Annotated in this window: 11 protein-coding genes; 1 reads left to right on the top strand and 10 read right to left on the bottom strand. The window is 39.9% G+C overall.

Annotation, left to right across the window (positions count from 1 at the left end; all coding sequences use genetic code 11):
• Positions 1 to 85: 85 nt before the first annotated feature.
• The 7 genes from ileS to BO15_RS0106605 all read right to left on the bottom strand — a co-directional run bounded on the left by ileS (position 86) and on the right by BO15_RS0106605 (position 10,392).
• Entirely contained in the window at positions 86 to 3,241 is a 3,156-nt protein-coding gene (ileS, locus tag BO15_RS0106635) for an isoleucine--tRNA ligase (protein ID WP_033153457.1), read from the bottom strand.
• A 98-nt stretch (positions 3,242 to 3,339) separates the two neighbouring features.
• Positions 3,340 to 3,903 (bottom strand): DUF4190 domain-containing protein, encoded by a 564-nt coding sequence (locus BO15_RS13135; RefSeq protein ID WP_052169809.1) that lies wholly within the window; start codon positions 3,901 to 3,903, stop codon positions 3,340 to 3,342.
• A gap of 123 nt (positions 3,904 to 4,026) precedes the next feature.
• Positions 4,027 to 4,830 (bottom strand): enoyl-CoA hydratase-related protein, encoded by an 804-nt coding sequence (locus BO15_RS0106625; protein ID WP_033153455.1) that lies wholly within the window; start codon positions 4,828 to 4,830, stop codon positions 4,027 to 4,029.
• Positions 4,831 to 4,909: 79 nt separating this feature from the next.
• The gene (locus tag BO15_RS0106620; protein ID WP_033153453.1) at positions 4,910 to 7,492 is read right to left on the bottom strand and encodes an EAL domain-containing protein; all 2,583 of its coding nucleotides are present in this window, start codon (positions 7,490 to 7,492) and stop codon (positions 4,910 to 4,912) included.
• Complete coding sequence (locus BO15_RS0106615) at positions 7,492 to 8,163, bottom strand: DUF6320 domain-containing protein (protein WP_033153451.1); 672 nt, start codon at positions 8,161 to 8,163, stop codon at positions 7,492 to 7,494. The genes BO15_RS0106620 and BO15_RS0106615 overlap by 1 nt, the downstream gene beginning before the upstream one ends.
• Positions 8,163 to 9,410 (bottom strand): hypothetical protein, encoded by a 1,248-nt coding sequence (locus BO15_RS0106610; protein ID WP_033153450.1) that lies wholly within the window; start codon positions 9,408 to 9,410, stop codon positions 8,163 to 8,165. Before BO15_RS0106610 ends, BO15_RS0106615 begins: the two co-directional genes overlap by 1 nt.
• Positions 9,411 to 9,477: 67 nt before the next feature.
• Entirely contained in the window at positions 9,478 to 10,392 is a 915-nt protein-coding gene (locus tag BO15_RS0106605) for an alpha/beta hydrolase (protein WP_033153448.1), read from the bottom strand.
• A gap of 211 nt (positions 10,393 to 10,603) precedes the next feature.
• Here BO15_RS0106605 and BO15_RS13905 point away from each other — a divergent pair, with 211 nt between their 5' ends.
• Positions 10,604 to 10,801 (top strand): YjfB family protein, encoded by a 198-nt coding sequence (locus BO15_RS13905; protein ID WP_033153446.1) that lies wholly within the window; start codon positions 10,604 to 10,606, stop codon positions 10,799 to 10,801.
• Between the two features lie 291 nt (positions 10,802 to 11,092).
• Here BO15_RS13905 and BO15_RS0106595 read toward each other — a convergent pair whose 3' ends face one another.
• From BO15_RS0106595 to hisA, 3 genes are read right to left on the bottom strand one after another with little or no spacing between them, the layout of a single operon-like run.
• The gene (locus BO15_RS0106595) at positions 11,093 to 12,160 is read right to left on the bottom strand and encodes a GntR family transcriptional regulator (protein ID WP_033153444.1); all 1,068 of its coding nucleotides are present in this window, start codon (positions 12,158 to 12,160) and stop codon (positions 11,093 to 11,095) included.
• A 2-nt stretch (positions 12,161 to 12,162) separates the two neighbouring features.
• The gene (locus tag BO15_RS0106590; RefSeq protein ID WP_033153442.1) at positions 12,163 to 13,377 is read right to left on the bottom strand and encodes an LL-diaminopimelate aminotransferase; all 1,215 of its coding nucleotides are present in this window, start codon (positions 13,375 to 13,377) and stop codon (positions 12,163 to 12,165) included.
• Positions 13,378 to 13,400: 23 nt separating this feature from the next.
• On the bottom strand, positions 13,401 to 14,189 hold the full coding sequence (gene hisA / locus BO15_RS0106585; protein ID WP_033153440.1) for a phosphoribosylformimino-5-aminoimidazole carboxamide ribotide isomerase: 789 nt from the start codon (positions 14,187 to 14,189) through the stop codon (positions 13,401 to 13,403).
• Between the last annotated feature and the right edge of the window lie 4 nt (positions 14,190 to 14,193).

Genomic DNA, 14,193 nt, shown 5'->3' with positions numbered 1-14,193 from the left:
ACTTTAGCGAGACGTGCTGTCGAGCGTAGTAATATAATGCTTGTAGTCGTAACGAACGAGCCATAACCTTGTGGCTAGCCTCAGCCTAGCGGCGTGTTACGGCGAGTGTTACCTTCTCACCATTGATGTTCCACTCTTTAACGAGGGAGCCTTCTGAACCCTCTGCGATTTCATCTGCGAGTACTTCTCCAGCAATGAGTTCCTTGTTCTTAGCGAAGATTTCGTTAGCCTTTGGTGTTCCGGCATACGCTACTGTGATGCGGTCCATAACCTCGAAGTCAGCTTCCTTACGCATTGTCTGAATCTTTGAAACGATTTCACGTACGAAACCTTCCTCAAGAAGCTCCTCTGTAAGGTTTGTATCAAGAACTACTGTTACGTAGTTGTCACCATCTGCAACGAAGCCTTCTGTCTGAGCCATAGAGATAAGTAAATCTTCCTCTGCAAGCTCGATTGATGGATCAACCTCAGGCAATTTAATAACCCCATTTGCCTTGAGCTCTGCATAAGCAGCATTTCCATCAAGAGATGAAAGAGCCTTCTGAATGCCACCTAAGAACTTGCCATACTTAGGTCCAACTGTACGAAGCTGTGGCTTGAATGAGTATGATGTGAATGCTGAAACATCCTCTGTGAATGTAGCCTTCTTAACGTTAAGCTCATCCTCAATGATGCTTACATACATTTCATCAAGCTCATGCTCAGCCTTGATATACATCTGACCGATTGGCTGACGGTTCTTGATGTTGGCTGTATTTCTACATGCACGACCGTGAACTACGATCTTTAAGAGCTCATCCATATCCTCCTCAAGCTTCTTGTCAATGAATGACTCATTAACTGTTGGGAAGTCGCAAAGGTGGATTGACTCTGGTGCATTCTTGTCTACTGAGCGAACCATGTTCTGGTAGATTTCCTCTGTCATGAAAGGAATCATAGGTGCTGCTGCAAGTGAGATATCCTTTAAGCATGTGTAAAGTGTCATGTAAGCATTAATCTTGTCCTGCTCCATGCCCTTTGCCCAGAATCTATCACGGCAACGACGAACATACCAGTTAGATAAGTCATCTACGAACTCATCAAGAGCTCTTGCTGCCTCTGGAATCTTGTATGAACCAAGGTTGTCATCAACAGCCTTGATTGCTGAGTTGAGACGAGAAAGAATCCACTTATCCATAACTGCAAGCTTGCTAAAGTCAAGCTCGTACTTTGTAGGATCAAACTCATCAATGTTTGCATATAAGATGTAGAATGCGTATGTGTTCCAAAGAGTTCCAAGGAACTTTCTCTGGCCTTCCATAACAGCATTTTCACCAAATCTCTTTGGAATCCATGGTGCTGAAGATGTGTAGAAGTACCATCTAATAGCATCTGCTCCCATTTTTTCAAGAGCATCAAATGGATCGACAGCGTTGCCCTTTGACTTAGACATCTTCTGTCCATTCTCATCCTGAACGTGACCAAGTACGATAACGTTCTCATATGGAGCCTTGTTGAAGAGAAGTGTTGATTCTGCCATAAGCGAATAGAACCATCCACGTGTTTGGTCAACAGCCTCTGAAATGAACTTGGCAGGGAACTGCTGCTCAAATACTTCCTTATTTTCGAATGGATAGTGATGCTGAGCAAATGGCATAGCACCTGAATCGAACCAGCAATCGATAACTTCTGGTACACGCTTCATTGTGCCCTTACACTCAGGACATGTGCATGTAACCTCGTCAATGTATGGACGGTGAAGCTCGATTGTCTCTGCATCAGCACGGCCTGAAAGCTCTGCTAATTCCTTACGGCTTCCGATTGAAATCTGCTTGCCACAATCTGGACACTCCCAGATGTTAAGTGGTGTTCCCCAGTAACGGTTACGAGAAATACCCCAGTCCTGAACGTTCTCAAGCCAATCCCCGAAACGTCCCTTACCAATTGATTCTGGAATCCAATTTACAGTGTTGTTATTTTTAATCAGGTCATCTTTAACTTCTGTCATCTTGATGAACCATGATTCTCTAGCATAGTAGATAAGTGGAGTGTCGCATCTCCAGCAATGTGGATACTCATGCTCAAACTTTGGTGCTTCGAAAAGCTTGCCTTCCTTATCAAGGTCCTTTAATACTTCAGGATCTGCCTTCTTTACAAAAAGACCTGCATAAGGAGTCTCCTTTGTCATCTCACCCTTGCCATCTACGAACTGAACAAATGGAAGATCATATTTACGTCCAACCTTTGCATCGTCCTCACCAAATGCAGGAGCGATATGTACGATACCAGTACCATCTGACATAGTAACGTATGTATCACATGTAACAAAGTGTGCCTTCTTATGCTGCTTTGTAGCTGCAACCCCAGCGCACTCGAAAAGTGGCTCGTACTCTTTGTACTCAAGGTCTGTACCCTTATATGTTTCAAGTACTTCGTATGCCTTCTCGCCTTCTTCAGCAAGCTTGCCTAATACCTTATCTGCAAGTGCTTCTGCAAGAATATATGTATATCCATCAGCTGCCTTTACGCGGATGTATGTCTCATCTGGGTTAACGCAAAGTGCAAGGTTTGATGGAAGTGTCCAAGGTGTTGTTGTCCAAGCAAGGAAATAAGCATCCTCACCTACGATTTTGAAACGAACGATTGCAGAACGTTCCTTAACTGTCTTGTATCCCTGTGCAACTTCCTGTGCAGAAAGTGGAGTACCACAACGAGGGCAATATGGAACTATTTTGAATCCCTTGTAAAGGAGCTTTTTGTCCCAGATAGTCTTAAGTGCCCACCACTCTGACTCAATGAAATTGTCATCGTATGTGATGTAAGGATTGTCCATGTCTGCCCAGAAACCTACTGTGCCAGAGAAATCCTCCCACATACCTTTATATTTCCATACAGATTCCTTACATTTCTTAATGAAAGGCTCCATACCGTATTCTTCGATTTGTTCTTTACCATTGAGTCCAAGAAGCTTTTCAACTTCAAGCTCTACTGGAAGTCCATGTGTATCCCAACCAGCCTTGCGAGGAACGAATTTGCCCTTCATAGTCTGATATCTAGGAATCATGTCCTTGATTGCACGAGTCTCAACATGACCAATGTGAGGCTTACCGTTTGCTGTTGGAGGTCCATCATAGAATGTGTATGTCTCTCCTTCTTTTCTTGAATCCATTGATTTCTGGAAGATATCGTTTTCTTCCCAGAACTTTTGCACCTGCTTCTCCCTTTCAACGAAGTTCAGGCTTGCGTCTACCTTGTTGTACATATAAAAGTAATTCCTTTCTAGAGGATATCCTTTCTCGTCAGATATCCCTTCTCTTATTTAAATATGCCAAAAAGTGCTAAAAGCACCTCTAACCAAAATTATAATGTATCATCGTTATCCAATGAATGGAGCTCGTCCTCTAAAAGTTGATTATCATCAAGATAATTGTCAAAGTAATCTTCATCGTACTCTTCGTAGTACTGAATGAGGTCTTCACTTGCGTCATAAATGTTTGCAATGTTTGCAATAATAAATCCATAGCAAGCTCCGCAAAGAACAACACTGAGAACTGATGTGATGATACCTGCAATTGCAAGGCCCTGGCTACCCTTCTGTCCCTTTGCCTGTGATAAATAAATGCAACCAAGAACTATTGAAACCAAAGCTAGTAAAATATTAAAGAATGATAAAAATAACAGCATAGCAATAATGCCTAACACCAGTGATGCTATAGCCAAGCCATTATCTGCCTTTTTAGGAGGCTGCTGATAATAGTATGCCTGCTGATTATATCCGTAGTTTTGATTGTTGTATTGATTATTGTACTGATTGTTGTACTGGTTATTGTACTGACTATTATTGTACTGATTGTTATATTGGTTGTTTGTATTCTGCTGTGATGACTGTTCATTTTCATCTTCAAACATGTAATCGTTACCCATATTATCTCCTAAATTATATAATTAACCTAATCTTAATTATGATAACTGTTTATGCCCTATTTTACAAGCAAAACCAAAAAAACCACCCTTTTTGCAAGGGTGGTAAAAAATCAATTAATTTTATTAGAAATCTGTAAGATTTGCAGCACGTCTCTCAAGGAATGCACCCATGCCCTCTGCCTTGTCGTGTGTAGAGCATGTAATACCAAAGAGATTAGCCTCCATCTCAACTGCATTCTTGATGTCCATGTCGTAACCATTGTTGATTGCAGCCTTTGCAATAGAAACAGCGTAGCTTCCCTTTGAAGCAATCTTCTTAGCCATTTCCTTAGCTGTGTTCATAAGCTCTTCCTTAGCAACAACCTTGTTTACAAGACCAATTCTGTATGCCTCGTTTGCATCGATTGAATCGCATGTGAAGATAAGCTCTTTAGCACGTCCCATACCAACAAGACGAGCGAGTCTCTGTGTGCCACCAAAACCTGGGATAATTCCAAGGCCTGTCTCTGGCTGACCAAATGTAGCATTGTCAGCTGCGATACGGATATCGCAAGCCATAGAGATTTCGCAACCACCGCCAAGTGCGAAGCCGTTAACAGCAGCAATTGTAACCTGTCTCATATTCATAAGCTTAAAGAATGGCACTGAAGCCTTCATACCAAATGCACGAGCCTCAGCTGCTGTGAAGTTAACCATCTCAGAGATGTCTGCACCAGCAACAAATGACTTGTATGGGTTATCCTTCTTATCAGGACCGCCTGTAAGAATAAGAACCTTTACATCGTCTCTTGCTTCGATTTCTGTTAATGCAACATTAAGCTCATCAAGAGTCTCACTGTTAAGTGCATTAAGTGCTGCTGGACGAGAGATAGTAAGTACCGCAATCTCATCAGCAACTTCAAGCTTTAAATTGTTAAATTTGCTCATAGTAATCCTCCTCTTTGTAGGGCATTCCCCTTCGATTTTTCATGATTACTATATTAGAGCATTGTTAAAGTTTTGTCAATCATTTTTGTTCCCTATTTTTAATTATTTCTTTCATCTTCTTTTTGTTCTCGTACATAGCCGAATTTGCTCTGTCAAAAACATCGGAAACAAATCTGTCCTCTGGACCAAATTTAGCCCAGCCAACAGCCATTGTCACGCCATCATTCTTGTCATTTCTTTTGTTGGACCTATCAATTTTGCTTAATCTATTTTCAAGCATTTCATAGTCTTTGCCTTGGGCTATGGCTACAAATTCATCACCACCCACTCTGTACACCGGGCTTCTTGAAAAAGCGTCACATAAAACCATACAACCTTCTCTTATGAAATCATCACCTGCCTGATGTCCCTGAGTATCGTTTACTTGTTTCAAGCCATTTAAATCACAGATAACAATAGCAAAATTCACCTTTACTCCGGCTTGTATCTGAGTATTTAAATGTTCCTCTTCATCTGCATAAGCTCGTTTGTTCTTTACTCCTGTAAGCTGATCTTTTGTAGCTCTTTCTTCAGCCTCAATGAGAGTATTTGCAAACTCACGCTCCTGAACAACCTGTTTTTCGATGTTCATAACACCTACAAGAAGTCGCGCTTCATTATCCTCTTGTATAAGGGTTGCTCTCAAACACCAATGAACCACCTGTTTTTCAACTATCACTCTATATTTGTATACAAAAATCCCATCCTCTTCTATTCTTTTAAGAACAGTTTTTTTATCAAAGACCTTTAAAAAGTCCTTAATGTCATCTGGATGTAAAGTGTGCCAAACATTTCGTGCAGTCTCCTCAAAGAAATCTTCACCCTTCATTGCCAGATTAAGCTTTTCATATTCTTTTGAGGAATTATAGCTGACATAATTATTAGTGACAGGATCAACAGAGTAGATGTTTATAAACTCGCCCGACAAAGCCATGATACGAGAATATGCCTTTCGTTCTTCCTTTATCTTTTCAAAGGTCTCTCTTTGCTTCATTTGAGCATCAACGTTGTTGATACCTATCAAAATAAAATCATCATCAGACCTAACCTTTACTGCCTTTAAATTGACATAGGTAGGCTTACCATCCACCAAACGCCTGTAGGTTATGGTAAAAGAATCGTTTTTCTTCAAGCTTTTTAATATATTGTCCCTGGTAAAGGATTTATTCATCATATCTACATCTTCTGAATATATTCTGCTGAAAAAACTGTTTAACGACTTATTAAAGAAATCAGCCCCTTTCTTTTCAACAGATACATCTCTATTAAGTCCATCTGGATTGTATTCCACAAACGCTCCGGTTCTCAAATTAACGTAGAAAAGGTTTATATAATCCTCTGATAATGCTCTTGCTATATAATTATATGTCAGTGTATCTGCCTCGTTAGCTTTATCTTCTATCTGAAGAACAGCAACTGCTACCGCTGCCACCTTGGTTACAGGATTAATCGCTACTCTTTGAAGCAACAATTGTACTGTTTTCTCTTTTTTTGTCCTATCATCAATTATTACTCTTTTACCATCTTTAGCACATTTGTATATCGCATTTACGGTATATATTCCCGCTGCCCCTTTTGTCCCTGTCTTTTTGTTGTAGCTTATCTTTCCATCTTTGATACCAAGATGACTTGACAAAAATTTTCTGAAAGCAATATTTTCTCTGACAGTTCTAAGTACATCTCCGTCAGATTCTATAATAGCTACTGGGAATGTATCAAAATAGTTATCTAAATCTCCATTCTTTCTGGCAAAAGAAATGTCATAGAGATTAATCTTTCCTATGGCTGCATAATACTCAGTTTCTTTAGGATTTTCGAAACCTATAGCCATTCCTTTTTCATATCTTTCAAAAACCTGGCTAACCGGAATTGGCTTGCAATAATAGAAGCCCTGAAGTCTACTACATCCAATTTCGTTTAAAAAATCCACCTGTTCTTTTGACTCAACGCCTTCTACAGCAGTTTCCATTCCAAGGGATATAGCCATTCTGACAAGTTCTGTCAGAATAATCTTTGCACTTTCACTGGTTGCAATTTGTCTTACAAAGAAAATATTAATTTTTAAAAGATCAAAATGCATCAATTGAAGAACAGCTGGCGCAGCATCTCCACTGCCATAATCGTCAAGCCAGATTTGGAATCCCAAATCTTGTAACTGTTCCAATTGAGAAAGAATAAAATCATTTCCAGGGTCAATGGAATCCTCTGAAACAGAAATAGCTATCATATGTTTGGAAACATTTGACTTTTCTACTCTGCTTGCAATTTCGTCTACCACATCACAGGTATAAAAATCCACCTGTGAAAAATTAACTGCCGTAGGAACAACAAAAAGACCTCGCTTCAGTTGCTCTTCCATTTTCTCAATTGTTCGTTCCAGCACAAACAGGTCCAGCAAGTGGACCTTGTTTACTGCCTCCACGGCAGGAACAAAATCGATTGGATTAAGCATCCCAAAGACAGGGTCTTCCCATCTAACAAGCGCTTCCTCGCCGCAGACTCTACCATTAGATGTACGAATAATTGGTTGAAAGTACACCTCTATCCACTGCTCAGCAAGCGCTCTGTCGATATTATCAACAATGTATTTACTTTTATTAAACTCTTCCCCGAATACTCCCATTAAACGTTTAGTCTCCTTTGGATTTCACCAACCACTTCACGTCCTTTGAATATTATTGCTCCAACAAAAAGGATTACACTGACTAACAAACAAATAATCCAAACCATTGGACAATCTCTTTCTGCAAAATAGAACACAATATAAGGCAAAATTCCAACTACTAAATTTGTAAGAAGATATACCATTGAGTTTCCATTTTTATCAAGCATTGCCAATACAAAATTTGCAATCAGAGTACCCATGATTACAATTGGTGCTACCCATTCGGCAATGACCCATAACTGACCAATATAATATGCTGTAACTCCCAGCATTCCCAAGACAATAAACACAAACAGCGTCATTATTCTTGATGAACTAATACCTTTTTTGAATAATCGCATGATGCCAAATTCAAAAACAATAAGCCACATGGCCACAATCAAACTCCAGTGTATATGAGCAAGCGCTGGCCAAAGCTTTACGCCAAAGAGAAAATCTACCCCTAAGCTCGCAATTACAATGGCCCAAATTATAAACAGCTGAACCTTGTAAAAAAATGATTGTAACTGAAGTGTAGTCTGCTTTGGAAAATATGGAGCCTCTGCTTCTCCATTTAACTTACTTTGGCATAGTGGACATTTTTTTAGGTTGCCACCTACCTCTATCTTACAATAAGGACAGTTCTTCATTATCGAATCACCTCCGTTGCATAAACTCTAATGTTGATTCCCTCGTCCGTCAGCCCGCGTACCAGATTCTTAACAACTCTGGTGTTGGAATAAGGTGATGATATTCCAAGTGACAAATCCCCATTGTAGCTAGACATTGTTGAAAATAGATTTCCTGAACTACAGAATGCACTATAGTTCTGAACCTTCTCTGCCACTTCCTTTGGTGGTTTCTGAACTCCCAAATTAGAAAGAACCATTGAAACCTTTTTATCTGTAATCTTTGAGCCGTATCGAACAACCCACTGCTTTATAAAAAGCGGAACTGCTCGAACTGGGGCTACATACTCCATGGTCTCAAAGTTATCCATCTGCTTTTTAATATTTTCTTCTGTAAGATTTGCTTTAAGCTTCTCATCGAATTCCTTAACCAAATCCTCAAATGAAATATCTTCATCAAAGACATGCGAAACATTAACATTGTTGAAGAAGTTTCTGGATGTATGACTTGGATAGTAATTTCTAAGGTTTACAGGCATCGACACATTTATAGGAGTCTTGCGCTTTCTAGGTGGCATATCCTCCATGATTGCCAGCATGAATCTGGCGCCGATGTAGCTTGTAAGGGATACCCCAAGCGCCTTTGCCTTTGGCAGCAGCTGCTCTGTAGGCATATGAACCTCGAAAAACTGAAGCTGATCGTATGGAAGCTTTAATCCACTTGGATGATATGCGTACTTAAGGGATGAACCTTTAAGTCCCATGCTTCCAAAGAACTGCTTGTAACTATCTTGATTCAAGTCATCCTCTGATGCTCCAGAGTGGATAGTTGTCTCCTCGTATATTCCTGGATATTTTAGCTTTAAATAATCCAAAACTATGATATTTAAAAACTCTAATGCACCTGTTCCATCAGAAATTGCATGGAACAAATCTAGATTAATTCTCTTGCCGTAATAAGTAACTCTGTAATGAAGCATTGGCCTGCCAGGAACATAAAGAATCGGACAAACTCTTCCATGTTCTTCTGTAACAACTGGCTGAATATCTGTGTCCTCCATATAGTGCCAGAAAATGCCTCGGCGAATTCTCACCTGAAACTGTGGTCTTATTTGAATTGCAGAAAGCACTGCTTCCTGAAGCAAATCTGGATCAATGTCCTCCCATAATGTACAGCTGACCCTAAGAGTTCGTGTATCTCTCTTAGCTGCCGTTGCCAAAAAAACCTTTGCAACATTGTCAACCTTATACCAATTATCTCTACTCATTCTCTCTTATCCTAACCCGCTGGTTACGGCTACAAGCCTACCAGCTCATTTAAATATTATAGTTTTTCTAATAGATTACACTTGTGACGAACCGTGATAGGCGCTTCATAGCTCGCCCAGCCATAGGCAGTGGCATCTGCTGATACACATGCCATCCATCTTTTTCGGTGTCCAGCATCACCTGTCCGCCAGCCTTGTGAATCTTTTTTGACAGCTGTGCGCTATCCTCATAAAGGATTTCGTTTTTGCCAACCATAATAAGAGTTGGTGGAAAATCCTTGAAGTCTCCATATAATGGACTGTACCTAGCGTCAGCTCTGTCCGCCTCTGCACCTATGTAAGCATCCCTTACTCCCTCCACATAATCCTTTGTAAGGATTGGATCCTTATCTTTGCAGGATTCGTAAGATGAAGATGTAGCTGTCATATCTGTCCATGGGCTAAACAATAATAATGATTTAGGCCCAATTCTTCCTTCTGATATAAGCTTTTGTGTCATACACAATACAAGATTCCCTCCTGCTGAATCTCCTGCAAGAAGGATTTGTTTTGCACCATAACCTTGCTGCACAAGATGATTCCATACAACCATTCCATCATCTAATGCTGCTGGATATTTGTTTTCAGGGGCGAGTCTATACTCGAACGAGACTACAGAAAAGCCTGTGGATATAGCCAATTTTGCTGCAAGAATCCTTGCATAACCAAGACCGCCGCAGGTATATCCACCGCCATGAGCATATAAAATTATATAGTTTGGATTATGGGCCAAATCTGGTTTAACCCATTCACAAGAAACGCCCTCTGCAATAAAGCTTTCTACAGTGAATCCGTCATTTGGCGTTGCAAGCTTGCTAGCCAATTCCATGGAAGATCTTTGCTTTTTCAAATCCTCCTGGGTAAGTGACTTTCCACCGATAGAGTTGACTGCTTTGATTGCTTTCATCAAAGGATCGTTTAAATTGATTTTTAGTATAGCCATGCTTCCCCTCATTTTGTAACTATTCTCATTATAATTATTCTTTTTTCATTTTTCTACAGTGCACATAAAAACTACACTTATTTCTCACACTTGTTCACATTTCACAGTTTGTTCACATATTGGTCACAATTTGGCACCAAATAGGTTTAAGCAAATGATACACTTATAGAGAAATGAAAAAAGATTCAGTCTTTTTTAGGGGAGGCGCCATATGGATATAGCCGAAATTTCTATGAGTCTAAGTCAAAATCAGTTAATGTCTGCAGTGGGGACTGCTATGCTCGGTAAGACATTAGATCTCGTAGAAGGACAGGGTCAGGCGCTAGCACAGAGTATGAGTATGAATACTCCTTCACTAGAGAGCTTGGTCTATCCCACTTCCGGCACCATGATAGATGTGCGCGTATGAGTTAATTTAATGTATTTGGTGTTTTTATTAAAGCTGGTACGATGGTACCAGCTATTTGTTTGCAGAGTATTTAGTTACATGCATTAACATATTTCTATTATTTCACACCAGCGGTTAGCAATTCACAAATACTATTTTTATTTTGCATTCTTTATTCACATATTTTCCATTGTTCGTTCAGAAATTGATTGTATTATAATTACATCGCAAGACAGAAGCGATGAACCATTTTTTTCATAACATTATTCTCCCTTTTTAAAAAAGACGCCCCGCCGGCGTCTTTTTTACTGCTTAAAAACAAGATTTTCTTTCTATTACTTTTGGCTCCAATAATATGTGAGCTTCTTTTTTTGAAATGCTTCCATCGATAAGCCCAAGAAGCGTCTGGGCTGCTTTCTTCCCAAGCTCTTCCTGGGGATGTGCAATGGTGGTAATTCCTTTACTGTGAGCAAGCAAGGAATTGTCAAAGCCCGTCACTGATATGTCATGAGGAACATTTCTGCCTATGTTGGTCAAGCCCTTAATTACATCTGCAGCAATCTCATCGTTGTAGCAAACCACTCCATGACAAGGAATTCCATTTTCAAAAATTCTGAGAAGCCCTTCCATCGGCTTTGTAGTTTTGTCCTTTGTGTGATACCACACAACTAAATCCGGATCATAGGCTACACCTGCAGAAGCCAACGCTTTTACATATCCCTTGTGTCGGAGAATGCCTTGAATATCATCCGCCTTAAAAATACCAGCAATCTGGCGATGTCCAAGGTTAAGCAAATGTTCTGTAATAAGCTTACCGCCTTCCACATCGTCAAGCATTACATAAGGCCTATCCATCATAGCCTCGTAACAACCCTGAATAAACACATAAGGGATTCCCATGGCATCCATTTGTTCATATAAAACCTGATGTTGGCAGCTAATGGCACTTTGGCTAGGTTCAATAATCATGCCATCGATGTTTTTTGATAAAAGCTCCTCCATACACCAGGCCTCACCCTTGCGGGAATTATTGGTAGTCTTAAGAAGGATACTATAACCATTTTCATCAAGCACCTGATTGATGCCCTGGATTACCCTCGGGAAAATATAATCCGACATGTAAGTTGAAACCACAGCAATATTCTTGCTGTGGCCTCTTTTTATTTTAGGACGTGCAACAAAAGTTCCGCTTCCATGACGTGCATAAAGATAGCCCTCAGATATAAGCTGACCAATAGCCTTGCGCACGGTCTGTCTACTAACGCCATACTTTGCAGCCAACTCGTTTTCCGATGCAATCTTTTCATCCACCCCATATTTGCCGGAATTGATTGCCTTTTTTATATCTTTAATTATTAGTTCATACTTAGTATTAACCATATTTATAAGTTTTTGATTCGCTCAATAGCTCTAACTGTATTTTCAGCTGAACCAAATGCAGTAAGTCTGAAGTAGCCCTCACCTGATGGTCCAAAGCCAGCACCTGGTGTTCCAACAATCTGAACATTCTCAAGAAGATAATCAAAGAAATCCCATGATGTCATATTGTCAGGTGTTTTTAACCAAATATAAGGAGCGTTAACTCCGCCATATACCTGATATCCAGCATCCTTAAGACCAGTGTAGATTGTCTTTGCATTATTCATGTAGAAGCTAACCTGCTGCTTGATTTGGGCCTGACCTTCTGCTGAATAAACTGCCTCACCTGCTCGCTGGATGATGTAAGGAGCGCCGTTGAACTTTGTTCCATGACGACGAGCCCACATGCCATTAAGCGAAATTCCATCATAAACAAGATCCTTTGGCACTACTGTGTAGCCCAAACGAACGCCAGTAAAGCCTGCATTCTTCGAGAATGAATGAATCTCGATTGCACATGTCTTTGCACCAGTACATTCATAGATAGAGTGAGGAACATCCTCCTCTGAAATATATGCTTCGTATGCCGCATCAAAAATGATTAGGCATTTATTTTTATTTGCATAATCAACCCAAAGCTGAAGCTGACCCTTTGTAAGAGTTGTACCTGTTGGATTGTTTGGAAGACAAAGATAAATTACATCTGGTGTCTCCTTTGGAAATTCTGGAACAAAATTATTTTCAGCTGTTGTAGGCATGTAGATAAGGTCTGACCATTTACCAAGAGTGGCATCGTATGTACCACATCGACCTGCCATAACATTTGAATCTACATATACTGGGTAAACAGGATCGCAAACTGCGATTTTAACATCTGCTGCAAATAACTCCTGTATATCAGCTGAATCTGATTTAGCACCATCTGAAACAAAAATCTCATCTGATGAAATATCACAACCTCTGCTCTGATAATCGTTTTTTGCAATAGTTTCGCGAAGGAATGGATATCCCAAATCAGGAGCATAGCCATGGAAGGTTTTAGCGTCTCCCATTTCATCAACTGCACTGTGAAGCGCGTTAATCATAGCTGGTGCAATTGGTTGAGTAACATCGCCAATACCAAGTCTGATAATATCTGCATTTGGATTAGCTTCTTGGTATGCAGCTACTTTTTTAGCAATTGTAGAGAATAGATAGCTGCCAGGGAGTTTTTGAAAATTAGTGTTTACTTTAAACATGAGTACCTTCCTTTGTTGCCTAATTACCTAGTTACAATTCGTTTCACTATTCGTTCGTAGGATAAATCTCCGCCGAATAAATCCAGGCATGAGCCTACTGTGAAATCCATATTATTATCAGATAGATAGCTAATGAGCTCTATGTCGCCATAATCCGATACTCCGCCTGCATATGTAATTGGAACACGTTTGTAACGAGATAAAAATCCAACTAAATCTCTATCAATGCCATTTTGTCTTCCCTCCACATCTGCTGCATGAATCAAGAACTCATCGCAGTATTTTGCAAGTCTATCAAGGAAATTGTATGTAATAACTTCCTTTGAAACCTTCTGCCATCTGTCTGTAACAATGACATATTTATCATCTATTCTGGTACAAGATAAATCCAGAACCAAATGCTCTCTTCCTACAGCCTCTGATATACGTTTCAATGCATCAAAGTCAACTCTTCCATCATTAAAAACATAAGAGGTGACAATTACATGGCTAGCTCCTGCAGTTATAAATTCTTTTGCGTTTTTATCATCTACTCCGCCGCCATATTGCATTCCTCCAGGGAATGCTTTAAGAGCTTTAAGCGCTTCTTCTTTAGATGCGTCGTACTCTGGTGTACCTTTCATATTCAGATTGATGATGTGTCCGCCTCTAAGATTATCCGACTTATAAAGATTTGCAAAAAAATCTGCACCTTTATCTGCCACAAAATTCTCCTTTGGCTGACCATCCAATTTCCCCAAATCTGAAATAGTTGAACCAACAATTTGCTTTACCTTACCGTTGTGAATGTCAATGCATGGTCTGAATTTCATCTCA

The organism is Pseudobutyrivibrio ruminis HUN009 (assembly GCF_000703005.1).
Classification (GTDB): Bacteria; Bacillota; Clostridia; order Lachnospirales; family Lachnospiraceae; genus Pseudobutyrivibrio; species Pseudobutyrivibrio ruminis_A.
This window is presented reverse-complemented; position numbering and strand designations above follow the sequence as displayed.